The following is a 24,920-nucleotide window of genomic DNA, read 5'->3' on the forward strand; positions in this document are numbered from 1 at the left end:
TTACTTCTATTGTCACCTATTATTTTCAAAGTAATAAATAATTTGATTAAATTTTCTAAGAATTTTAAAATTGTCAATAACCAAATCTAAAACATTCTTTCAATAATTGAAAATTAATTTATGATAATAAGATACTATTAAATATATAGATCATTAGATTCTAGAAAAAATTAGAAGGCAATCTTGACTACCATGATTACATTCAAAATTTTCAAACAGTAAAATTAATTTGTCATTTTCATAAATTAAACTAAAATATATAAATCTTAGGAGATAAATTACGCATTCCCTATGAACAAAATGCCACCCTAATCTGGGTGACATATAACTTTCTAATTTTGCTGTTGAATAAATCTGAAAAGTCCTAGCCTATCTAGTGCAGTCAATTTACCAATCGGCTTTTGACTAAAAACCAATTTTTTGTTTAAACGATAAAGTTTATGAGTGTCAACATAGGACTGCTTTTTTAACCCTGCTTCTGGCCAGTTTTGAATAGAATAGTACAATTGCTTAATCTGTACTGACTTATGCTGATATTGGCTAGTAATCTTAAAAACCATGACGTATTCTCGACCAACTTCAATTACTAGAGCTGGGCGTACTTTGCTACCATGTATCTCGTCAAAAGGTACGTTAGCAATATAAATGTCCATTGGCTCCATTAACCATTAACCATCCAGTCATGAAAATCAGGTGATTTTTTAGGATCATAATGTCCATTTTCATCAATATCAACATTCTCAACCGGTATTTGCTTAACCAAATTAGCCCAATCTAATGCTGTTGGTAGTTTTTTAATAGTAATTTCGCCATTCTCTAATTTGAATGATACTTCGCTTCCTCTTTTCAAATCTAGAGCCTTCCTGATTGGTGCTGGAATAACAACTTGTCCTTTTTGTGACACTTTACCAGTTAAAGCATTTTCCATAACAATTTCTCCTTTTAGTTTTACGTCTTACTTCTTACAAATATTTTACTAAAATTATTGATTAATGCCAAGGATTTGAATCAATGAATTTTACTAATAAATTTTTCACACCAATATAATATCATTCAAAAATTAATTATCTAGTACAAATTTCTCTTGTTTGTTAAGCAGGTGAACCAAATATAGCTAATTATATAATAATTGCTTTTCTCTTATCATGAAAGCAATGTTGTGTAGATGAAAGCAAAAAGCGTCCTAATTCCTATTTTAAAAATTGGAATTAGGACGCTTTTATTCTATTAAAATACCACTATACAAGCATTTAGTATTTATTTCCTAGCCCGTTCCAGCACCGTCACCGCTTCAACATGCGGTGTTTGCGGAAACATATCAACAGGATCGATTTGACTGAAGATGTAGCCTTCATTCATAAATTCTTGCAAATCACGAATCATGGTTGCAGGATTACATGAAATATAGACAATCTTCTTTGGACTAGTTTTTACTGCTGCTTCAATAAATTCTGGTGTTAAACCTTTTCTTGGTGGGTCGACAAAGATAACATCAGCCTTCATCCCCTTAGCAGCCCATCTTGGCATCACTTCTTCAGCTTTACCAGTCACATATTTGGCATTATTGATATCATTCAACTTAGCATTATTATTGGCATCTTTCACCGCGTCAGACACGCTTTCAATTCCGCGAACAGATTTGACGTGTTTAGCAACACTTAATCCAATAGTTCCAATACCAGAATAGGCATCAATTACGATATCATCAGGATGTAAATCAGCTTTTTTAATAGCTAAATTATATAAGCGGGGAGTTTGCAGTGAATTAATTTGAAAGAAACTCTCAGGGGAAATCTTAAACTTAACATCACCAATTTTGTCTGTAATTTGTGGTTTACCAAAGATCAAGTAATCAACTTTACCTAAAATAACGTTGGTCTTCTTCGGATTATAATTCAAGACAAGACTAGTTACATCCTCGATTTGTTTAATTGCCTCAGCCACTTTAGGTAACTGCTGAAAATCCTTGTGCAGACAAACCAAGATGACCATGATTTCACCAGTCGCTTTACTACGTCGAACGTCCAAGTACCTGACTTCACCTTGATTATGAATTTCATCGTAAGCTGGAACACGATATTGTCTTAAAATGTCACGCACAGCAACTAAAACGCGGTCAATTTCAGGATCAGTAGTAAAGAAATTAGTCAGTGGCACTAAATCATGTGAATGTTTTCTGAAAAAGCCAATTTCAAGCTGGCCCTTAACTTCACGAACAGGCACTTGTGCCTTGTTACGATAGCCAGTTTGTTCTGGACTAGGCAAGGTCTCGCCCACTTTTACATCATCTAAATGGGCTTTCTGCAGTAAATTTACCACTTGATTACGTTTAAACTCGAGCTGCTTATCGTATTTGATATGTGCTAAAGAAGCTAAGCCGGTTTGGACCCACTGGTTAAGTTTAATGTTAACCCGGTCAGGGCTTTCCTTAATAATTTGTTCGATTTTAGCAAAAGCAAAGTGTTTCTTTACTTTTAAAATCTTAGCTTCTACCGTTTCACCCGGTAAGGCATTGTTGACAAATACCGTCATGCCCTCATAATGAGCTACTCCCATAGCTTCATATGATAAATCTGTAATTTCAAGTTTGATAATTTGATTCTTTTCCATATTTTGTCCTTTTTTACAAACACTAATTAATATATCTATTTTACTAAAAATCCTAGCAAAAGTAATGCACATACCGGTTTCTTAATATTGGATTAATTTCAGCTTTATCCCTTCACACTTAGTATTGTCTGTGTTACTTTTAATACTAATCAATTAAAGAAAGGACGTTTTTCATGAATAATTATGATACTAATTCAGATAGGCGCCAAATCCACACCATCTCCGAAACCAATACTTTTTTAACTAAAATGTATGCTCTCATGGGTGGTGCCGTGCTGATTTCTGCATTAGCAGCTTACTTAACAATGACCGTATTCAGAAGCGCTGTGATGAACATGCCAGTGGCCATGATGTGGCTCATTTTATTTGTACCTTTTGGCTTATCAATGGGAATTAGCTTTAAGGCAGACCGTAGTCCAGTTGCCAGTTTAGTAATGTTAACAATATTATCAGCAATTTACGGCTTTGAGTTTGCCTTAATTGCCGGCTTTTATACCGGCACCCAAATCACCACTGCTTTTGTTTCAGCATCTGCCGTGTTTATTGCCATGGCCTTGTTTGGTACTTTTACTAAAAGAGATCTTAGCAACTGGAATTCATACTTGAGTGCCGCTTTACTTGGTTTCGTTGTTGCTTGGGTGGTTAATATGTTTTTACGTAGCCCTGCCGTTACCTATGTCTTCTCATTTATCGGTGTCATTCTTTTCACCGGCTTAGTTGCCAGTGATGCTAACAGAATGAAAACAATTTACAGCAATTACGGTGATCAAGTTTCAACCAATGGCTTAGCAGTGCTTGGCGCATTACAACTTTACCTTGATTTCATTAACATTTTTATGTTCCTGTTGGAAATCTTTGGTGGCAGTGGCAATAGCCGCAACTAATAGATTTTATTAACAAGTAAAAAGAGCAGCTACTATTAACAGCAGTTGCTCTTTATTTGTGTTTTAATTACTCACCAACGAAAAATTCAATTCGTTGTTGTAAATTTTTAAAGGTAACAGGACAATAATCGCCAATTTCACCGTCAAGGTTAACCGGCAACTTCTCTCCCTTGCTTTTACCAATTAACTCAATCTTTAAACTACGCGTCTTGGTGTAAATAATGTCAGGATCATCAACGTGTTTGCCGTTTAAAGCTAAAGCCATTAATTTTAACAACTTTACTGGATCAGAAGGTTTAACAATTATCAATTGGAATAAGCCATCACTTAACTCAGCATCAGGCATTATTTGTTCAAAACCACCAATAGAATTAGTCATTCCGAGCAATAACATTGAAAGCTTGCCCTCATACACGCCCTCATCATAAGTCAGACGCAGTTCGTTTTCTGTAAGATGCGGCAACATTTCCGCACCTTTAATTAAATAGGCGGTATAACCCAGGGCAGACTTTACTTCCGATGGAACTCCATAAGTTAATTCTGTTAGTGAGCCACAAGCGGCAATATTGACGAAATACTGGATATCTTTGGCAAAAGTCGCTTGCCCAATGTCCATCTTACGAGTTTTATTTTTAAGGACAACTTTGATTGCTTCAGAAATATCATTTCGCGGAATGTGTAATGCTCGCGCATAATCGTTGGTAGTGCCAGCAGGAATTATTGCCATCTTGGGTCTTTTCTCTAAATAAGCAATCCCATTTACCACCTCATTGATTGTGCCATCACCACCAGCAGCGACAATCAGGTCAAAACCTTCATTCGCAGCACGGGTAGCTTCTTTTTGAGCACTCTGCTTTTCTGGTGTAGTTCTGAAAGCACTTGCCTCATATCCAGCTTGTTCCAAAACGTCCAATATATCCGCGACATTTTTAGGCATCTGTTCGTGACCAGATACAGGATTATAGATCAATCTTGCTTTTTCAGTCATAATTTCTACCCTTATTACTTCAAAACTTACTTAACGCTTTTGCAATTCTTCATTCAGCAACTTATTAATTATCTTTGGATTGGCCTTGCCCCTGGTTTGTTTCATTAACTGACCGACAAGATAACCAATTGCCCGATCCTTACCATTCTTAAAGTCTTCTACCGATTGTGGGTTATTATCAACAACTTCTTTAACCATAGGTGCCAAGACGCTGGTATCAGATAACTGCACCATACCTTTGTCTTCAACATATTTCTTAGGATCGGTACCATTAGCAATTGTCTCTGCAAAGACCTTTTTAGCTATCTTAGAAGAAATCGTACCATCTTTAATCAGTTTAATCATGGCAGCTAAATGCTCCGGTGTCAACTTAATATCAGCCAGTTCAACCCGATTATCATTCAAATAACCATTAACCTGAGTGTTCATCCAGTTAGCAGCAAGCTGCGGATCAGCTCCAGCAGCAACCGTCTGATCAAAGAAGTCTGAACTTTCTTTGGTTTGCAGAAGAACATTTGCGTCGTATTCTTTCAGACCAAAATCATTCACGTATTGGTTGTATCGTTCTTCAGCTGATCGTGGCAAGGTAGATTTAATTTCATCAATCCACTCTTGGCTGATATGATCAGGTGCGATATCAGGTTCAGGGAAGTAACGGTAATCAGCATCGCCTTCTTTGACACGCTCCAAAACTGTTTTACCAGTAGCTTCATCAAAACGGCGAGTAGAAAGTTGCACGCGACCACCAGAAAGGAGAACTTGAGCTTGACGCTTTTCTTCATATGCCAAAGACTTACGAACATGTTCAAAAGAGTTCAAGTTCTTCATTTCAACTTTGGTACCCAGTTCCTTTTGACCGGCAGGTCTAATGGAAATGTTGGTATCAACACGCATTGATCCCTCTTCCATCTTAACGTCGGAAGCACCGGTAAATTGCACTATCTTACGCAATTTTTCAAGGTAAGCATAGCCTTCATCAGGATCAGCAATTTCGGGCTCAGAAACAACTTCAAGTAGAGGAACACCCTGCCGGTTTAAGTCAACGTAAGAATAACCGTTGGTCCCATGAGTATTCTTGCCGGCATCTTCCTCGATGTGCATTTCATGAATGCCGATACGCTTTTTCTTACCGTGAGATTCAATTTCAACATAGCCATCACGAGCTAGTGGTTGGAAAAATTGGGTGATTTGGTAAGCCTTAGGGCTATCTGGGTAGTAGTAATTTTTTCGGTCAAAATGAGTTGTTGGCAAAATATGAGCATGTGTGGCTAATGCAACCATAATGCCTAAACGGTAAACGTCCTTGTTAACGTAAGGTAAAACACCCGGCATCGCCCAATCAATGACATTTGTTTCCGTGTTGGGTTTAGCACCATAACTTACTGGCGAAGGTGAAAAAATCTTACTTTTAGTTTTTAATTCAAAGTGAACTTCGAACCCAATTGTTGATTTAAAATTCATCAGTTAATCCTCCATTCCAGTTGGTGTTTTTTCATAAAACTTATTAGTTCTTTCGATAAAGTCAGCAACTTGGAAAATGCTGCCTTCATCAAAGCGTTTGGCCATAATCTGCAACCCTACAGGCATCCCGTCAACTAAACCAGCTGGAACGCTGGCAGCAGGAATTCCAGCTAAGTTGGCTGAAATTGTCAAGATATCGTTGTTGTACATTTTAATTGGGTCGGAAATTTCACTACCGATGCCGAAAGCAGGAGTTGTTGTCGTTGGTCCCACAATCACATCATTTTCAGCGAAAATCTTATCAAATTCGTCACAAATTAACGTTCTTACTTTAGATGCTTGTCTAAAGAAACGATCATAAGATCCAGCCGAAAGAGCAAAGGAACCCAGCATAATCCGGCGTTTAACTTCTTCGCCAAAGCCTTCTGAGCGCGACTTAACGTATACATCTAATAGGTTCTTAGTATCTTGAGCACGGTAGCCGTAGCGAATACCATCAAATCTTTGCAAGTTTGACGAAGCTTCACTTGAAGCAATGATGTAGTAGTCGGGAACTGCATATTTTGTTAAAGGTAAAGATACCTCGGTGATAATAGCACCTGCTTTTTCCAAAGCATCAATTTGTTCTTGAATTGCCTTGCGCATATCGCCATCTACTGCAGCCATATATTCTTTAACTACTGCTACATGCATACCCTTAACATCTTGACCAATGTACTTGGTAAAATCAGGCACTGCTCTAGTTGAAAGAGTAGAGTCGTGCTCGTCACTACCCGCAATAACATTCAGAACTTGAGCTGAAGTTTTTGCTCGCTTACTCATCACACCAATTTCATCTAGTGAAGAAGCAAATGCAATTAAACCCCAGCGAGAAACTCGACCATATGTTGGCTTAATACCAAAAATGCCGTTAAATGCAGAAGGCTGTCTGATTGAACCACCAGTGTCTGAACCTAAAGCAGCTACAACTTGTCCAGAAGCAACAGCAACAGCTGAACCGCCCGATGAACCACCCGGTACTTTGTCCAAATTCCACGGATTATGGGTGATGCCAAAGTATGAGTGTTCCGTAGAAGAACCCATCGCAAACTCATCCATGTTGGTTTTACCTACAAAAGTCACTTGCGCCTTTTTCAATCTTTCAATAACCGTCGCATCATACATCGGAATATAATTATCCAGAATGTGACTAGCTGCCGTTGTTTTAACACCGTTAGTAAGAATGTTGTCCTTAATGGCAATGGGAATACCAGCAAGTTTGTTTTGGTCAAAATCAAGATCACTTGCAGGTTTTGCATCCTCTTGAACAGTAATCCAAGCATTCAACTTGTCATCTGTTTTTTTAATATTATCAATTGTATCTTGCGCTAATTTGTCAGCAGACAAAGTTCCTTGGGCAAGCTTTTCATTTAAAGAGTCAATATCTTCATTTAAATAATTCATTACTCGTCCTCATCCTTATTAATAATTACTGGAACCTTAATGAAGCCATTGGCTTGGTCAGGAACATTTTTCATTAATTCATCTCTGTCTTGCCAGTGTTCAGGCTTATCTTCTCTAAAAACAGTATCGCGATCAACAACCTGCACTGTCTCCTTAACGCCATCGGTATTAACTTCTGACAATTGATCCGCCATATTAATAATCGAACTCATTTGTTCGGTTACTTTGCTGATATCTTTTTCATCGATTTCAAGTCGCGACAAAGTCGCAACGTGTTTAATTGTATCTTCTGTAATTTCCACGCAAATATACCTCCTTATTCGCCACCATAAATATGGACTTGATAACTACTATCCCCTGTTTCCTTGGCAACTAAAGCTTGGATGTCATTAACAGAGCCAATTTTAATTTCAATGGGCACGTTGCCAGCCAAATACTTCTTTGCAGTTGACAGAACCAGTCTCGTGAAACTTTGGATTTGCTCATACCCATAAAACTGGGTTGTAATTGAAATATTTTCCTGAGCCAATTTGCCATCTTCATATCGTAAAGTTGCCGTTACACCACTGATATTAGGGAAATAATTTTGAATAGATTCTTTAAAACTATTGAAACTGGAAGCATCACTGCTGTTGATCGCTTTTTTTCCACCAACTGTAGGTAAAACTTCAGACTGAGTATTAATAGTTTTCCATTTAGTTATTTTACTACTATTAGCAGTCGCTGTCCCGCTCAAAAAGTAAGTTCCGGCAACTAACGAGTCTTTGCTTTCCTTAGCAAAAAGTCCAACTGTAATTGGAATTTTCTTTAATGACTTCTTTTTTCGCAAACGAGCTACTACTTGTTCAGCAGCTTTTTGACCATATTGCTTTTGTTTAGCACGTGATATTTGGGCTTGATATTCAGGACCATCCTTTTTCTTTTGGTAGTAATCAATGGAATTAAGAGCAAGACCAACGCTAATACCACCAATACGATAATTTGAACCTGATCCTGTCAAAAAATCTTGTTCAAGTATTTCCTCTAAATAATATGGCTGATAATTTTTCTTAGTTCCAGCTGCAGGATTCAGACCATTGGGATTTGACTTTGACTTGCGTCCTAACCATTCGTTAACCATATTGGCAGATATATACTGACCTTCTTGAAATACGTAAGAATTGGTTGAATAAACACCCTTAGAAATCTGAACCAAGCCTCGTTCTAATTCTCTGGTATCCACAGAATTATCATTATTAGTTGCCGTTAAACCAGATATTGGGCTAGTTACATAGTGCCCGTTTTTTAGTAAAACAGTATAGCCATTATTACCAGTATCAGTAGTTTGATAAGTTTTAGAATTGGAATTAGAAGATGTTTTAGCATTATTCGCCAAGTCAGAATTTTTCAAGTTTCCACAAGCTGTTAAACTTAATGATATTCCTAAAAGCGCTAATATATGCAAGTATTTTTTCACTTTAAATGGTCCTTTATTTAACTTGAGCAATTGCTTCTTCCTCAGTCAATAATGGTACGCCCAGTTTCTGAGCCTTTGCGTATTTGGAACCAGCATCCTGACCATAAATGACATAGTCTGTTTTACCAGAAACAGAACTAGTTACTTTTGCACCCAAAGATTGTAATTTTTTAGTAAATTCACTTCTGGTATAGTGAGCCAAAGTCCCTGTTAAAACAACAGTCTTATCTTTAAAGTAATTATCTGGAATAGACTCAGTTTCTTCTGGACCAGCACCCAGATAATCCATATTAAGACCGCTGTTTTTAAGTTCATTGACTAACTCTACGACTTCATCCTGAGCAAAATAAGTTGTTAAAGATTCTGCAATTGTCATGCCTATTGTATCTATTGCAGCCACATCTTGCACGTCCGCTGCCATAATCTTTGCCATATTTTTAAACTTTTGTGCAATCAAACGTGCAGCTTTAGCACCAACATGATCAATACCCAGCCCTGTTAACAATAATTCCACTGAATTTCTTTTCGAATTATTTATTGCATTTAATAAATTGCTGATGGATTTATCTTTGAAATGATCTAGTTTTGCTAAATCAGATGCATTTAAATGATATAAATCAGCCACATTATGTACCAAATCGTTCTTAATTAGCTGTCGCACAATTTTGGGTCCTAAACCATCAATATTCATTGCAGGTCTTGAAGCAAAGTGAGTAATTCCTTCTTCAATTTGAGCGGGACAAGACGGATTAACGCAACGCAAAGCCACTTCATCTTTTAGATGAATCAGTTTTTCACCACACGATGGGCACTTTGTCGGAATTGGATACGGCTGGGCATCCTTAGGCCGTTTAGCTAGCACCACTTCTGAAATTTCAGGAATAATGTCACCCGCTTTATGCAGCATAACGGTATCACCAATACGAACATCTTTTTGTTGCAACAAATCGGCGTTATGCAAAACTGCATGAGAAACTGTGGTACCAGCAAGTTGCACAGGATCCATGATAGCAGTCGGCGTTACGACACCAGTACGACCAACGGTCCATTTGATTTCATGAACCACAGTTTCTTGCTCTTCTGGTGGGAACTTATAAGCTATTTCCCAACGAGGCACTTTAACCGTGTTTCCCAGTTCTTGTTGTAAATCCAGATCGTCAACTTTTAAGACGATACCATCAATGCCATAATCAAGTGAATTTCTTTTTGCAGTAAATTCATCAATAAAAGCAAAAATGTCAGACATTTTAGCAATTCTGCGCCCAGTTTGGTTGGTATGAAAACCAAGCTGAGTCATTTTTTCAATAGCCTGGTGTTGACTGGTAATTTCTGCTGGTGGATTAACCCAAGTATAAATAAACGTACTTAAATGACGATGCTTGGTAATACTGGCATCCAGTTGCCTCAAAGACCCAGCTGCAGCGTTACGCGGATTGGCAAAAGTTGTTTCTCCCTTTTCATCACGTTCTGCATTAAGCTTAGCAAAAGGCTCTTTGCCCATATAACATTCGCCCCGTACTTCCGTTGTCAATTTTTCAGGTAAAGTTTGGGGAATATCTGCAATATAGCGAGCATTAGGTGTAACGTCTTCACCTACTTGACCGTTACCTCTAGTGGAAGCTCTGGTTAATTTACCGTTAGTATATTCAAGTGCAATTGATAAACCGTCAATTTTTAATTCGACGTTATAAGCAACTTCATGACCAATCTGTTTTTGTACTCTGTCATCAAATTCTTGTAATTCTTCTTTTGAAAAGACATCACCCATTGATAACATCGGAATTTCGTGATTAACCTTAGCAAACTGATTGTCAATCTGACCCCCAACCTTTTGGGTAATTGAATCTTGCGACACCAGCTGCGGAAATTCCTGTTCAAGTTCAACTAAACGATTATAGTTTTTATCATACACATTATCTTCAACTTCAGGTGTGTCTTTTGTATAATATGCATTTGCCCATTCATCTAGCTTATCTCTTAGCGCAGAAACTTCTTTTCTGGCCTCATCAAGAGTTAAATCTGCCATTTTCTTCCTCCTGATTAAAAAATAGTATTTTTTACTTCTACTTTAATTATACCTTTTTAATTGGTGCAAATGCTGCTAGAAGCCGCTTAATTCCTTTGCCACTGAATGCAATATCTAGCTCCATGTCTTCGCCTTTACCATTAACCTTAGTTACAACGCCTCTTCCCCAAGACTTATGTTCTACTTGATCACCAACATTCCATCCCTTTTTCTCAGCTCCAACTGCACCAGCGGGTTTGATTTTAGGAGTGTAAACCTGTGCACGGGCTCGTTCATCGCTATTAGCAAAGGGAGCAGTTTGTGTCTGGTAATTGTCATTTGAAAAAGTAATTGGAACTGAATTTTCAATATCCAGATCATCTTGATCAATTTCTTCCAAAAATCTGGATGGCGGATTATTCTGCATCCGACCATACATCATACGCGAATATGCATTAGTTAAGAATAGTTCGCGCTTAGCTCTGGTAATTCCAACATATGCCAATCTACGTTCTTCTTCTAACTGGTCGTCTTCCATTAATGAACGTGATAAAGGAAAAAGTCCATCTTCCATCCCCACTAAAAAGACTACAGGAAATTCCAGTCCTTTGGCAGCGTGTAATGTCATTAATGCCACCTGATCATCATTATTAGCTAAATCATCTTGGTCACTTAAAAGAGAAACTTCCGCTAAAAAGTCACTAAGAGCATTTTCGGTCTCATCACTGTCATCATTTTCTTCATATTCATCATCAAAACGTTTCGTAACAGACAAAAATTCATCCAAGTTTTCTAGTCTAGTTTCAGCTTCAATTGTGTGTTCTGCCTTAAGAGCAGCTGTATAGCCAAAATCCTGCAGTATTTTTTCTGTTAGACCGGTAACGCTATGATCTTTAGCAAAATTAATCGCATCGCGTAGTTTAGCGCCAAAATCACTCAGTTTGGCCGCTGCCCGAGCAGTAACGCCCGACATATTAAGGTGATCAAAAGCTCCTAGAATCGACAAATTATTTTCACGGGCAAAATCTAGAAAACGTCTGACACTAACTGGTCCAATACCACGTTTAGGGGTATTAATAATGCGGTTAAAACTCATTGAATCGCTCGGATTAGCAACCAATTTCAGATAAGCCATAACATCCATGATTTCTTTTCTGTCATAGAACTTATGACCACCGACTATTTGGTAAGGCACGTTTGACTTTACGAATGACTCTTCGACCGTTCGAGACTGGGCATTAGTACGATATAATACCGCAAAATCATGGTAAGAACGTTTTTTCTCTTCTACCTCTTCTTGAATTTTAGCAATAATAAAGTGCGCTTCATCGTCGCCACTTTGAGCACGGTAGTAAGTTACTTTTGCTCCTTCACCTTGGTCTGTCCATAATTTTTTAGCCTTACGGTTGCTATTATTCTTAATGACTGCGTTAGCGGCAGACAAAATATGGCCAGTTGAACGGTAATTTTGCTCCAGTTTAACGGTTTGAACACCTGCATCATGATAATCTTTTTCAAAATTCATGATATTTTCCATATTAGCACCGCGCCAGCCATAGATAGACTGATCCGCGTCTCCCACAACGCAAATATTTTTATATTGTGCAGCTAATGCATGACACAATTCATATTGTGCCTGGTTGGTATCCTGGTATTCATCAACTAGCAAATAGCGAAACTTATTTTGATAATAATGCAAAACAGTAGGATCAGTTTTAAACAGAACTAAGGTCTGCATGATCAAATCATCAAAATCCATAATTTGATCATTCTTTAAGCGTTTTTGATATTCCTGATAAACTTGGGCAGTTACTTTTTCAAAAGGTGAAGAAGCGCTGGCAGAATATGCATCTGGAGTAAGTAAATCGTTTTTGCCATTAGAAATAGCAGATAAAATCCTGCGTGGTTCGTACATTTTAGGATTAATATTTTGTTCTTTTTGAATATGCTTAATTAAAGTAAGCTGTTCCGCCGAATCAGCAATAGAAAAATTACTGGTATAACCAATTTTTTCTGCATCTCGCCTTAATATTCGCACACAAAGAGCGTGAAAGGTAGACATCCAGATACTGTCAGCCTGTTGTCCCAATAATTTATGCTCACGCTCTCTCATTTCAGTGGCAGCCTTATTGGTAAAAGTGATAGCCAAAATATTCCACGGCGCAATTCCTTTTTCAGCAACAAGGTAAGCAATTCTTCTGGTTAAAACGGAAGTTTTCCCTGAACCTGCTCCTGCAACAACTAATAATGGTCCTTCAGTAATCTGCACTGCCTTTTTTTGCTGTGGATTTAAACCCGCTAAAATTGATTCTGCGCTCATTTTGAATTCTTTCACCCCAAAAATTTTTTAACTATTCTATTGTACCAAAAATCATGACCATATTTTGAGTTGATTGCATTCTATTTATCAAAACGTGCAAGATTGTATTCTTCGATTAACTTAATTAATTTGTCGGCATAATTGGGGTCTGTTGCGTAACCGTCTTTAACTAAAGCATGAGCCTGCGTTTGATAGTTCTTAGCAGCCAGAACGTGACGATATTGATTTGCATCCCAAGTTGTCCCCTTCTGAAATAGCCTGGCATGAGCCCTTATAGAAGCTTCATAGGAATCATAAATTTGAAAACGAGCTTTAACAACTACCCATTTATCTTTTTCAAACTCTTTGGTTTTTAGTACTGCCGAAGTATTAGGATTATTTCCTTTGACGCCAAATAGGTTATTGTATTTTTGTGAAAGGTCGCTTTTGCCATAATCACTTTCAAGGCAGGCCTGAGCAATCGTGATGCTTGGCAAGAGATCGAAGGATTTATCTACTTCTTTAGCTATCGGACCTATTTCTCTGATAAAAGCTTTATGTTGCCTGATGATCTTCTGCCTTGCCTGTTCTCGAGCAAGCTGCTCCTGTCTAATCTGCTCTGATTGAATTGCCTGTCTGCGATAATAACGAAAAGTTGCAAAAGCAATAATCAATAAAAATAGAATTATAAATGTTCGAATGATGATCGCTGTATTAGATAATTTTTTGCTTTTTCGTTTTCTCGCCATTTGTTTTCCCTTGCTTTAAAAATCTCTTCTTAAGTATAACCTCTCTTGAGTATAAATTATGCAATGTAATTAATTTTTAAAATAAAAGTAGTAAGCTAACATAACAATTTTGCTCATTTATAATTAAGTATACAAAAAAATGGAGCCAAAGCTCCATTAAAAAATGCGGGCAAGAAGACTCGAACTTCCACGATCTAAAAGCGATCACAAGATCCTTAGTCTTGCGCGTCTGCCATTCCGCCATGCCCGCAACACATTCAATACTATAACCCAAAATTAAATTTAACACAAGACTTTTCTTACTCATTTTGTCTAAAAAGGTTTAATCGACCATTTGCTCATTTACATACTTGGCATACAAACTGTGATTTTGCATTAATTCGTGGTGAGTACCATGACCTGTAATTTTACCGTTCTCTACAAAATAAATTTGATCAGCATTAACTATCGTAGCCAGGCGGTGTGCGATAACCAATGTGGTTCTATTGACCATTAGTTTATCAAGAGCTTGTTGCACCTTCCCCTCAGATTCTGAGTCCAGACTTGCCGTTGCTTCATCCAACATTAAGATTTTAGGATTACGCAAAAAGGCTCTGGCAATAGCTAAACGTTGTTTCTGACCACCAGATAGTTTAATTCCACGTTCACCAATTTCAGTTTCCATTTGATCAGGAAATTCACGCACAAATTGATCGGCGTATGCCAATGCAAGCCCATGCCAAAGATCATCGTCAGTCATATCTCTGGTCAAACCGTAAACCAAATTTTGCCGGATCGTTCCGGAAAAAATAGCACTGTTCTGAGAAACATAGCCTATTTGGGAGCGCCAATTTGCCAGGTCAATATCCTGAATATTTTCATCCCCAATAGTGAATTTGCCACTTTCAGGCTGATAAAAGCGTTCTAATAAGGCAAAAATGGTAGATTTGCCACCACCACTAGGTCCCACAAAGGCAATTACAGAGTTGGGTTTTGAAACAAATGAAATAGATTGTAAAACGGGTTCGTTTTTAACATAACTAAAACTAACGTTTTGTGCCGTCAACGTTTTATTACTCAAATCAAAAGTATGATGACTTAAATTCTTTTCAGGTTCAATTTGTAAAATTGCTTGTATGCGTTCAGTTGAACCCAAGGCTTTTTGTATCTGTGAAAAGAAAGTTGCAAAATTAGCAACTGGTGCAATCACGTTAAACAGATATAGCAAGAATGCTACAAGAGAACCACTGGTCAAAGAACCCTGACCTACGCGAATAATGCCAAATGCCAGAATGCCTGCAAAAGCCGCCATCATTAAAGTCATGATAATCGGCTGCAAAATAGCTTCAACACGAGCATCTAGTACGCCAATAGTAAAAATCTTCTTGATCCTGTGGTTTCCCGATTCTTGTTCATACTTTTCGCCATTACTGGATTTAATTAAACGTACTTCAGACAATTTTTCACTGACATCACCGTTAAATTTAGCTGTTTCTGACTGCAATTTACGACCAAGTCTCACCATAATGCGACCAATTGGCAATAAAATTACTACCACAATAGGAATTACAGTAAACATTAAGGTAGCCATTTGCCAATCCATCACAAATAAAATGATTAATGAGAAAAAGAGTTGTATTGCGCCAGTAATAAAGTTAGGAAATTGAGAAGCCAGCAAATCTTTAATAATTCCCGTATCATTAACCAAGCGAGAACTGCTTTCACCTACTTTGGTAACATCAAAATACGTAACAGGTAACTTTAAAAGATGTCCCCATAAGCGTTCCCGAAGGCTCTTAACTACGCTTTCACCAAAATAGCGCAGAACAAATCCTCCAAGTGTTCCTAAAATTAATTGTAGGACAAAAACAATGATAATAATAATTAAGCTCGAATAATTAAAGTTATCCCACTTGCTCGTATCCACTAATTCTCTTGTTAATAGTGGTAATACTAAATTTGCTACACTTGTGATCAGACTGAGAAACAGCCCAATTGCAAATAACGATTTTTTAACATTCAAACTTTTTAACAAGTTTAAAAAATCACTGAATTTAACACTTTGTGTTTTATCTTTAAGTGACTTGAATGCCATAAAAATACCGGCTTTCCTTAGTTAGACTAAATAAAAAAGTTTTTCAATAATTGAAAAACTCTTTATCTTATCTTGCTAATTATAATTCTTCATTTTCATTATGCCAGAATTTACCCCAAAAGTCCCGATCATATTTGTGCATTTTATCATAATTGTAACAATTTTTGGTAAAGTCACGTGATTCAAAGTCATGACGGCAGTGATGCTTCCTATACATGTGGCGACACATGTCTCGCATATCAGACTTGGAGAAGTCATGGTCTTCAGCATATTTACGCCATTTTTTAATCCTTTCCATGCGGTAAGCAGGATCAACAAAATCAGTGGCTTTTTCCTTAAAATCTTCATCCCAGCCAGCAGCAATTTTTTGCAGATATTGACCAAATTGCTCCTGCTCTTCCGCAGTCAAACCGGCAAAGAAAGGCTCGGTATCTTGCTTGTCTTTTAATTCAGCCAGCTTGGCAGCCTTTTCTTTCCCAGTTGCTGTTAGATAAACACGTTTAACTCGTTTGTCCTGCTCATCAACTTCACGTGAGATATCACCTTTTAGTTCCATTTTTTTCAATAATTCAGCTAAAGACCCTGGTTTTAAAGCCAAAATTTCAGCTAAATAGTTTTGGGTTAAACCGTCTTCAAGTTTTAAAACAGCCAATACCCGTTTTTGTCCCGATATCGGTTCTTTGTTTTGAAACATATAGTAACGACTAGCCCGCAAAATAAAATGAAGTTGTTTCATTAATTGATCACTTGTTTGACTCATAATTATACTCCTTTTATGTAATAAAAAGTTAGGTACCTAATATAATTTACAATTAAATTATAGTTTGGTACCTAACAATTTGTCAAACAAAATATGTTAATTAGCTTTTATTTAACTTCTTTATAACTGACTAATTTTAACCTACCGCCGCATCTACCACAGCCATAGCGACGTAAATTAATGCGCCGAACCCGCACAAACTGTTGTCCGCATATAGTGCAAACATACAAATATTTTGCTTTTCTTTTGCGTTTGAGACCTATGTCTGGGGCATATCGCGAACCACCTACTTTATCAAGCAAAATCTTGAAATCTTGATCTTTGTGGCAATATCCTTTATGAGTTAAGTGCAAATGATAATGTGTTAATTCATGCTTAATAATGCCAATCAATTCTTGATAATATTGCGGCACTAAAAAATGCGCATTAATTTCAATGTGGCGATCATCTAAATGATACCGACCACCAGTTGTTGTCATGCGCTTATTAATTTTTACTTGGTGCTTAAACTGTCTGCCAAAATACTTAAGAGAAACTTCTGCCACCAGGTTCTGTAATTCTTCTTCAGTCAGATTATCTGAAAACTTTGGCATATAGTGCTGCCTCTTTTTTCGTTTTGATCCTGACTTTTAAAGCCGTCACTATTTTTCTTTTCAGTGGCTTAGCTCCTTCCATCCATGTTCCGGTAAAAACATGGATGGTCTTTGACTGCGCAGAAGGATTACAAAGTACGCCATCCGGATAAACGTGTATACCGGTCTGCAATTGCTGCTCCTTGTTATTAGGCTGAGCACCATATTTATTTTTTAAAATGTCAGACACCGATACAGTATTGACTCCCGCCAATTGGTCCTGCTTATCAAATGTAAAATCTCGGTCATCATAATAAGAAAGCATGTCTTTAATCAGTGGATGACCTTTTTCAGCGCCAAATACTGCTGTAAAAGGATTATCCTTATTTTCAAAGCCGACAAAAGCTTTATTATTTAACAAATCGTGTAAATTATCCAAGACTAAAACATCCGTATCCATATAGATACCGCCCATTTCATAGACTGCTTTAGCTCGAATGTAATCTGAAACAAAGGCCCATTTTTTAGCTTGATATGCTTGTTCTACATATTTATTTTCGTGAATATCAAAGTTGTGTTCGTTCCATTCAATAATTTGATAATCCTGCAAGTGCTTTGACCAGGTCTTCATGCAACGCTGAATATTTTGTGGCTTAGGGTTACCCCCTACCCACACATAATGAATTATTTTGGGAATCATTTATTAACCTCTGGTAAAAAATTTTTTCAATAACAAAATTATGTCTTGATTAAAATCAAGTTTTAACAAAAACATTAACGTGATATATAAAACAAACATAATGATAGATTTGACTAGCATGTTCAGAAATGCTGATGAAAATAGTTGTGGCAGAAGCATCCCTGCTGCCAAAACAATAATCGCAATTAGGAAATATTTAGGAATTTCACGAAAAGAATATTTAAAATCATAGCCATCACGAACAATCCATAAACGCAAAAGCAAAACTATAAATTCTGTTATTAAAATTGCAATCATTGCTCCTGTTGCACCGTACAGTTGATCCAGAAAATAGCTTAATATTACTTCCAAGAAAGCACCAACTATGACAGGAATGGCATAATCTCGGTCTCGATGATTGGCAAGAGCAAATTGATTGGCAAAAACCCCACCAGTTGGAATCATTATGATAGTCAAAGTGAAGAAAAACATTAACGGCGTCATCGGGATAAATTTATGTCCAAAAAAGAAAGGCACAAATTCTTTAGTATTCGCCATAATAATAACTGCAAACAAAGTTCCCAGCATCACTGTCGCTTCCAGGGATTTTTTTAAAACTATCCGTTGTTCTTTTTTACCTTCACCCGCCATTTTAGGCATAATCACTAAGGAAATACTGGTTACAATTCCCAAAACCATGTTAGAAATTCTTTGGGAATTGTCATAAAAGGCAACCTGCGTCGAATTTTGAAAGAGGCCCAAGATAGGTTTATCGAGAGAAGTATAAATTTGGGTTGCAATTTGCGGAATCAAAAGGGTAATAATTGCTTTAACAGTCGCGCGATATTGGTAAAAATGTTTGACCGGCCCACCAACATAGCGGTGAATGTCAAACCAAAAAACAAATGACCCTAACATAGTTGAAACCGACATAATCAACATATACTTCCAAAGATCACCCGGATTTTTAACCCATAATAAAATCAATATAACAGATACTAGCTTAACGGCAGTATTTTTTAAAACCACCCGGCCAAAATCGGCCAGTCCCTGAAAGAACCAGGAAATATCCACTTGAGCTGAAATAAGATATGGCACCATTAATAACAAATATTGACCGTACTTAATATGGAAAAAACTGGTAACAGCAATCACTATCACTATTGTGACGAATCCAGCTATGGCCTGAAAGTACCACAATCCCCAAAACGCTTTGGTTAAATCTTGACCACTGCCAAAAGCTCTAATCTGCGAAATGGTCCTCATACCAATATATGACACAGACAGGGTACAGAATATCATTAAGAACTGAACAATATTATTCACATTACTATAAATACCATATGTTTTAGGGCCCAAAATTCGGGAAAGGTAAGGCACGGTTATTAGTGGTACTAATACCAAAAAAATTTGGTAAACCGCATTATATAGAATGTTTAAAAATGTTCTTTTCACAACTTACCCTCTATTTTTAACAATTTAAATACATTTTCACAGTTTGAATCGGTCTGCACTTCATTAGTTAGATTTAGCCAGTAGTGCCGCTTCTGACTGAATTGATCTGGCATTATAAGTGCCTTAATAAGTTCCTGCTGTGTTTTCACGCACACTCCAGGCACAATTTCTTCATAAGGTCCCATTAAAAGTCCCCGTTTTTTTTCGTATTGCCGCAAATAATTGGTAATAAATATGATTGGTTTGTCAATATTTAAATAATCAAAATAAATCGAAGAATAATCAGTAATTAAAAAGTCTGTATTACCTAAAAGTTCATACAAATCAATATCAAGTTGATACAAGTAGTCGTTATTGAGAAAGGCAATATTTGAAAAGTCACTTTGCAAGTGTTTAAAAAGGTTCATTTCATAAGGATGCAACTTTACTATTAAATACTGATGGTTCTTTTTTAAAGAATTATTCAGCTTCACAGCATCAAAATCAGATATTGTTAAGAAATTGCCCTGCTTAATCTGCGTCATAATTTGTCGATCATCCATTTCGTAGCGAAAAGTGGGCATGTAAATTCCAATTTGAGCGCCTTCATCTTCAGCTTTAAATAAGTCAGCTAATAATTTCTTTTTACTAATAGCAGGATTTTTCAAAGCGTCTAGACGAGGAAAACCAGTTTTTTGATATTTCTTAGCTTCAATCGCGCAACAAGCACTCATTAAACTTTCATATAAATCGCTGCTCGAGCACACGATATCCGCATTTTTTTGCCATAAATTAGCATTACGCTGATCAGTTTTGAGACTAGTATTATTAGCCATAAATCCCATGCGCTTGAGTGGAATACCATGCCAGAATTGAATATTGATTTGACTAGCATGAACTTTAAATGGTTGGTGTGTCGTTAACACAAACTTTGCTGCACCAATTTGGCGCCAAGTTTTTAAAGATAAATGTGAAGACGGCCAGGGCTCTACAAGGGTAACCTCGTATTCGGGATGATTCTTTTGCAAATATTTACCAAACAAATAACCATTTGACCCTGACCTACCTGCGCCATTAAGAATCACCACTTTATTATTTTGCACTGGTGTAAAACGAGCAATTAACTTCATTGCCGCTAAATATAAACGAAACAAAAAATTTTTCATTATTCAACTTCCCAATTTTTTACCTAGTATAAGGGTACAGAAAAAGCCTGAGAGAACTCAAGCTTTTTTGCTTTATTTTTTAGTTTTTTAATGATTCTAACTATATAGAACTCTCGAAATGCTTATACTTGTAATAAAAACCATTTTGCCAATTTAGTATCAATCTCATAGTTTCTGATTTATCAGGAACGGTTTCTGAAAAATTATTTGGCTCGTTATCAGCAAATGTTGCCACTGGACCAACAATTAATAAGTCCAATGTATGGCTAATTTTTATCTATTATAGTTTTTAAAGAAAAGTTTGATATTATAGTAGGACTTGTTCTATATTTCAAAATATTTTACAAATGTTATTTTTACTCTTGCGAAACTCTTAAAATTTAGAAAAACAAGAAGCCTGTCAGATAATTACTTTGACAGGCCCTTTTTGTTACAAAATTAAGTTTTTTATTGCATAAAACTAAGAAATAAAATTACTATTTAGCAGCATACTGACCTGCTAATCTCCCAAAGGTTTGAGCATGACTGCATGTTAAACCAGGGACTCTGTCTTCGTACGAACCCCAGAAAAATCCTCCTGAACAATTACCGGCAGCATACAAGCCTGGAATTGGTTGATTAGTACTATTAAGCACTTGCATGTACTTATTGATATGCAATCCATCTAAAGTTGCTAGTAAAATACCGCTAAACCACGCACCATAATATGGTGCACCTTCGATCGGCAGCAAACGTGATTTTTCCTTGCCGAAATCCTCATCTACACCTTTATGAGCCAGTTCATTATATCGAGCGACAGTCTTTTCTAATTGATCTTGAGGCAATTGCAGCTTTGTAGCCAGTTCAGAGATTGTATCTGCTTTTTGCACCAGACCTTCTTGAATCTTTTCTTCATTTTGTTTTTTGCGACCAGCTATCTCTTTATTCCCCGGCCAGCCAACACGGGAACAGCCTAAAGTATGAAACTCTTTTAAACGATTCATAGTTTCTTCATTCCAGATTAAAACTTCAATATTACCCGGCTGATGCATTAAAGCATTCATGTCAAACTGATAAGGCGCACTCTCATTGAAAAATCTTTGACCATTTAAGTTGACCTTTAAAAAGGGGAAGGACCCAATATTGTATTGATTATTTCTCCAGTCAATGTGATACGTGTCCTTGGTGTTTGTACCTACGGGAACGGCACCTCGATCAAAAATAATTGATGCTGCCTCATCATCCTTAACAGCTCCTACCTCTAGAGCCGCAATAATACCAGAACCATCATCACGAGGACTTTGGGTAAAGCAACATTTCTTCAAAATTGTAGGATTCCATTTTTGCAATAGTGCTTTATTGGCCCCATAACCTCCGGTACATAAAATAACGCCCTTTGTTGCACTTATTTCATAAACTTCATTTGTCTTAGTATCTTTTACCTGAACACCAACGATTTTTCCATCACTTGCAGTTAGTAAATGTTCAAGTTTAGTATTAAATCTATATTCAACACCTAATTTACGTGCGTAATCAATGAGGTAATTGCCATAATCCTTATCATCGGAGTGATCATCTTTAGTTACATGATGTTCAGTTGGAAAAGCCTTATTGATCAAGGTTTCATAATGCGCATCTTTTTCACTGTACAAATGTGCCCCATTTGGTTTTAGAACTTTTTCTTCCAGCCAATCCATGGTTTTACCAGAATTTTCTACCCATGTGCGTATTAAGGATTGGTCAACATTATCTTGGGTAAAAGCAGTTAAAAATTGTACTAAGTCTTCTTTGTCAATATGAACCCCCGCCTGATTTTGAGCTTTAGAATTTACTCCTCCAAGCCAGTGACGAAATAGGTGCTCGACCGTACTGCTTTTATCAATTACTAAAACTTTTGTTCCTGCTTCAGCTGCTGCCGTTGCAGCAAAACTACCTGAATTAGAGCCACCTACTACAATAATATCAAATTTATTTTTCATTTTTATCTCCTTATAACGGGTACATTAATTGTGTTACTACGCAGCCTAAAATACAAAGTATGACGGCTAGAGGTAATCCACACTTTAAAAAATCATTTAATTTATAACCACCTGCATCCATTATTAGTGGCAAACTATGCCCACCAATTGGTGTTAAGAAACTAAAAGAACTTGCGGTAGCAGCAGCCAGAACTGCCCCTCTGGGATCAAGTCCCATTCTTAAACAAGTCAGTGTCCACAAAGGTACCAAGATTGAAACAGCAGCTAAACCACCAATCAAATTTGCTATAATGATTGCCACTAAGAAAAACAGACCCATCATTAAAAATGGATTACTGATGCTCTTAGCAACGTTTGCCATAGCATTGCCTACCATTTTGCCGGCACCAGTAGCTTGTAAAGCATCAGCTAATCCCAGCATTCCAGCAATTAATAAAATAATATTCAAGTTTAAAGCATTTAGAGCTTCTTTATTACTTAAAACACCAGTTAATACCATCAGTAATGCACCTGCTAAGGCTATAATATATGAATCAACATGGATGTATGATGAAAAGATCATTAAAATTATGGTAACAGCACTAATTGAAATTCCTAAAATATTCTTACTTTTTGGTAAGACTTTCTCCTTTTTATTTTTTGAATACTCGGGGGAAGATTTTTTAAGATCATCATTGCTCTTATTCGGCAGCAATTTTGGGCCAATAAAAGTCATATAAAGAATAACGGCTACCAAAAAAGGTATTCTGGCAATCAAGAAATCGTTGATATTAACGGGAGCTTTAGCTCCTAACTTCATCATGACACTTGACCAAGACATATTTAAGGCACCTACGCCTAAAAACCAAGAGCCAGCGGCAGAAACCGCAGTGACTTCAAAGGGATATAAAATTTTACTTCTCGATAGACCAATATCGTCGCAAATGCCACAAAGTATCGGCAGCATAATAACTAAGGCAATTGTACCGTTTGATACTATGGCTAAAAGCGCTGCAATTATACAAGTAAAAAAGGTTAACAATCTTGGATTATCTTTAAATTTTTCGACAAATTTCGCGGCTGTTGTAATAAGCGTGGTTTTCTGTATTCCCTTTCCTATTACAAACATTGCAGCAAACAAAATTACGGATGTATTAGTAATATTTCCAAACGCTCTTTGAGGTGGTAATACTTGAAAAATTGCTAAAGCAAACATAACTATGACGCCAATTAATGAAATTGCAATTTTCCCAGAAATGAATGCTATAATAACGGCTAACATTATGAGTAATGTTATAGTCATTGGATTCATGATATTCTCCTTATCTTCTATGTAATTGAACTGAAAATTTTTTATTTTTACTACATCTCAATCACTGCCTTCGTTTTATTAAGATTGTTTTCGCTTACAGAATTGAGTTTATCATCGAGAAAATTGTATGATTAATATGAAAGAGAATAGATGTATAGCAAATTAGAATAAATAAAATGAACTCCACACAAATTAAATGCTTCCTATCCCTAGGAAAAACCTTAAATTTTACTCAAACAGCTCAGGAATTATATCTCGCGCAACCTACAGTATCTAAAAATATTCACAATTTAGAAAAAGAAATTGGAGTTACCTTGATATGGCATAATCATAGGCAAATTCAACTTACAAAAGAAGGACAATACTTTTATCAAATACTGTTAAAGTTGACAACTGAAATGGAAAATGCAATCAAAAAAATGCAAGATAGCAAAATAACTACTCTTCATACCATTTCAATTGGTTATTCGGGATTGCCTTTTGAAAAACAATTCTTGCCTATTTTTATTCAACTCATGCAACAGAGAAGCAAATGGAATATTGAACTTAAAGAAATCAGTCTAAGTCAGCCTGGAATTTTAGATAAAATAGCAAAACATGAAATTGATTTTATGATTTATCAGTCAGACTTTTTCGCACAAAATAGTCTGCCATACTCACCGATGATCGAAGCAGGTTTTTCGGTGATCATCCGTAGAGATAGTCCGCTGAAAAAATACGCTCAAGTGCCAATTTCTGCATTAAACAAAAAAATTTTTCTCTGGGATGGTAAGACTCCCTTATCTTCTGTAGCAAAATTAAAAAGAGCATTAAAAGAAAAAATTTCTGATAATGCTCTTGAAATTCAAATTATTCATAAAGTTTCGCTAGCTACAATGCTGGTTCAAGCAAAAGATGGCATCGCCATTGTCCCCAGTTTTGCCTATGATTACAATAATCAAGATGTGTTTTATCGCTATCTTGATTGGGATTATACAACTAAATATGGTCTGGGATATGTCAAAGAGAAAGAAAGCGCGCCTTATTTTAAGGACGTGATAATTAATATGCGCAAGGCAATAAATTTGATCAAAGAGAAATGGAATAATTAA

The 24,920-nt window shown here is 36.6% G+C and carries 21 protein-coding genes and 1 tRNA gene; 2 read left to right on the forward strand and 20 right to left on the reverse strand.

What is annotated here, in order from left to right; genetic code table 11:
- Positions 1 to 332: 332 nt before the first annotated feature.
- The 3 genes from AAA926_RS03780 to rlmD form a co-directional block, all read right to left on the reverse strand.
- On the reverse strand, positions 333 to 653 hold the full coding sequence (locus tag AAA926_RS03780; protein WP_338211893.1) for a type II toxin-antitoxin system PemK/MazF family toxin: 321 nt from the start codon (positions 651 to 653) through the stop codon (positions 333 to 335).
- An 8-nt stretch (positions 654 to 661) separates the two neighbouring features.
- Positions 662 to 928 (reverse strand): AbrB/MazE/SpoVT family DNA-binding domain-containing protein, encoded by a 267-nt coding sequence (locus tag AAA926_RS03785; RefSeq protein ID WP_338211894.1) that lies wholly within the window; start codon positions 926 to 928, stop codon positions 662 to 664.
- 329 nt (positions 929 to 1,257) lie between these two features.
- Positions 1,258 to 2,610 carry a 23S rRNA (uracil(1939)-C(5))-methyltransferase RlmD gene (gene rlmD / locus AAA926_RS03790; RefSeq protein WP_338211895.1) on the reverse strand — a complete coding sequence of 451 codons (1,353 nt, stop codon included), beginning with the start codon at positions 2,608 to 2,610 and terminating at the stop codon, positions 1,258 to 1,260.
- 173 nt (positions 2,611 to 2,783) lie between these two features.
- On the opposite strand from rlmD, the gene AAA926_RS03795 reads away from it, so the two are divergent.
- Positions 2,784 to 3,494 (forward strand): Bax inhibitor-1/YccA family protein, encoded by a 711-nt coding sequence (locus tag AAA926_RS03795; protein WP_338211896.1) that lies wholly within the window; start codon positions 2,784 to 2,786, stop codon positions 3,492 to 3,494.
- Positions 3,495 to 3,561: 67 nt separating this feature from the next.
- Here the strand turns inward: AAA926_RS03795 and AAA926_RS03800 are convergent, their stop codons facing one another.
- The 17 genes from AAA926_RS03800 to AAA926_RS03880 form a co-directional block, all read right to left on the reverse strand.
- Positions 3,562 to 4,482, reverse strand: a complete 921-nt coding sequence (locus AAA926_RS03800; protein ID WP_338211897.1) for a diacylglycerol kinase family lipid kinase — start codon at positions 4,480 to 4,482, stop codon at positions 3,562 to 3,564.
- Between the two features lie 30 nt (positions 4,483 to 4,512).
- Entirely contained in the window at positions 4,513 to 5,943 is a 1,431-nt protein-coding gene (gene gatB, locus AAA926_RS03805; protein ID WP_338211898.1) for an Asp-tRNA(Asn)/Glu-tRNA(Gln) amidotransferase subunit GatB, read from the reverse strand.
- A gap of 3 nt (positions 5,944 to 5,946) precedes the next feature.
- Positions 5,947 to 7,386, reverse strand: coding sequence for an Asp-tRNA(Asn)/Glu-tRNA(Gln) amidotransferase subunit GatA (gene gatA / locus AAA926_RS03810; RefSeq protein ID WP_338211899.1), 1,440 nt, complete (start codon positions 7,384 to 7,386; stop codon positions 5,947 to 5,949).
- Positions 7,386 to 7,688: an Asp-tRNA(Asn)/Glu-tRNA(Gln) amidotransferase subunit GatC gene (gene gatC, locus AAA926_RS03815; RefSeq protein WP_198180909.1), complete on the reverse strand. Its 303-nt coding sequence runs from the start codon at positions 7,686 to 7,688 to the stop codon at positions 7,386 to 7,388. Before gatC ends, gatA begins: the two co-directional genes overlap by 1 nt.
- A gap of 14 nt (positions 7,689 to 7,702) precedes the next feature.
- A complete protein-coding gene (locus tag AAA926_RS03820; RefSeq protein WP_338211929.1) occupies positions 7,703 to 8,842 on the reverse strand; it encodes a CamS family sex pheromone protein in 1,140 nt (379 codons plus the stop codon).
- A gap of 13 nt (positions 8,843 to 8,855) precedes the next feature.
- Positions 8,856 to 10,868, reverse strand: coding sequence for an NAD-dependent DNA ligase LigA (gene ligA / locus AAA926_RS03825; RefSeq protein WP_338211900.1), 2,013 nt, complete (start codon positions 10,866 to 10,868; stop codon positions 8,856 to 8,858).
- A 46-nt stretch (positions 10,869 to 10,914) separates the two neighbouring features.
- A complete protein-coding gene (pcrA, locus tag AAA926_RS03830) occupies positions 10,915 to 13,167 on the reverse strand; it encodes a DNA helicase PcrA (protein WP_338211901.1) in 2,253 nt (750 codons plus the stop codon).
- Positions 13,168 to 13,247: 80 nt separating this feature from the next.
- The gene (locus AAA926_RS03835; protein ID WP_338211902.1) at positions 13,248 to 13,895 is read right to left on the reverse strand and encodes a glycoside hydrolase family 73 protein; all 648 of its coding nucleotides are present in this window, start codon (positions 13,893 to 13,895) and stop codon (positions 13,248 to 13,250) included.
- A 164-nt stretch (positions 13,896 to 14,059) separates the two neighbouring features.
- Positions 14,060 to 14,145: transfer RNA gene (locus tag AAA926_RS03840), tRNA-Leu, on the reverse strand.
- Between the two features lie 72 nt (positions 14,146 to 14,217).
- Positions 14,218 to 15,969 carry an ABC transporter ATP-binding protein gene (locus tag AAA926_RS03845; RefSeq protein ID WP_338211903.1) on the reverse strand — a complete coding sequence of 584 codons (1,752 nt, stop codon included), beginning with the start codon at positions 15,967 to 15,969 and terminating at the stop codon, positions 14,218 to 14,220.
- A 79-nt stretch (positions 15,970 to 16,048) separates the two neighbouring features.
- Positions 16,049 to 16,729 carry a MarR family winged helix-turn-helix transcriptional regulator gene (locus tag AAA926_RS03850; RefSeq protein ID WP_338211904.1) on the reverse strand — a complete coding sequence of 227 codons (681 nt, stop codon included), beginning with the start codon at positions 16,727 to 16,729 and terminating at the stop codon, positions 16,049 to 16,051.
- Positions 16,730 to 16,836: 107 nt separating this feature from the next.
- On the reverse strand, positions 16,837 to 17,301 hold the full coding sequence (locus AAA926_RS03855) for a SprT family protein (RefSeq protein WP_338211930.1): 465 nt from the start codon (positions 17,299 to 17,301) through the stop codon (positions 16,837 to 16,839).
- A 1-nt stretch (position 17,302) separates the two neighbouring features.
- On the reverse strand, positions 17,303 to 18,001 hold the full coding sequence (locus tag AAA926_RS03860; protein WP_338211905.1) for a glycosyltransferase family 32 protein: 699 nt from the start codon (positions 17,999 to 18,001) through the stop codon (positions 17,303 to 17,305).
- Positions 18,002 to 18,004: 3 nt separating this feature from the next.
- Complete coding sequence (locus tag AAA926_RS03865; protein WP_338211906.1) at positions 18,005 to 19,435, reverse strand: oligosaccharide flippase family protein; 1,431 nt, start codon at positions 19,433 to 19,435, stop codon at positions 18,005 to 18,007.
- Positions 19,432 to 20,580 carry a CDP-glycerol glycerophosphotransferase family protein gene (locus tag AAA926_RS03870; RefSeq protein ID WP_338211907.1) on the reverse strand — a complete coding sequence of 383 codons (1,149 nt, stop codon included), beginning with the start codon at positions 20,578 to 20,580 and terminating at the stop codon, positions 19,432 to 19,434. The genes AAA926_RS03865 and AAA926_RS03870 overlap by 4 nt, the downstream gene beginning before the upstream one ends.
- 476 nt (positions 20,581 to 21,056) lie before the next feature.
- A complete protein-coding gene (locus AAA926_RS03875; RefSeq protein ID WP_338211908.1) occupies positions 21,057 to 22,538 on the reverse strand; it encodes an FAD-dependent oxidoreductase in 1,482 nt (493 codons plus the stop codon).
- A gap of 10 nt (positions 22,539 to 22,548) precedes the next feature.
- Positions 22,549 to 23,829, reverse strand: coding sequence for an SLC13 family permease (locus tag AAA926_RS03880; protein WP_338211909.1), 1,281 nt, complete (start codon positions 23,827 to 23,829; stop codon positions 22,549 to 22,551).
- Positions 23,830 to 24,005: 176 nt separating this feature from the next.
- On the opposite strand from AAA926_RS03880, the gene AAA926_RS03885 reads away from it, so the two are divergent.
- Positions 24,006 to 24,920 carry a LysR family transcriptional regulator gene (locus AAA926_RS03885; RefSeq protein ID WP_338211910.1) on the forward strand — a complete coding sequence of 305 codons (915 nt, stop codon included), beginning with the start codon at positions 24,006 to 24,008 and terminating at the stop codon, positions 24,918 to 24,920.

Origin of the sequence: Lactobacillus juensis, from assembly GCF_036246285.1 — a bacterium.
Lineage (GTDB): Bacteria > Bacillota > Bacilli > Lactobacillales > Lactobacillaceae > Lactobacillus > Lactobacillus juensis.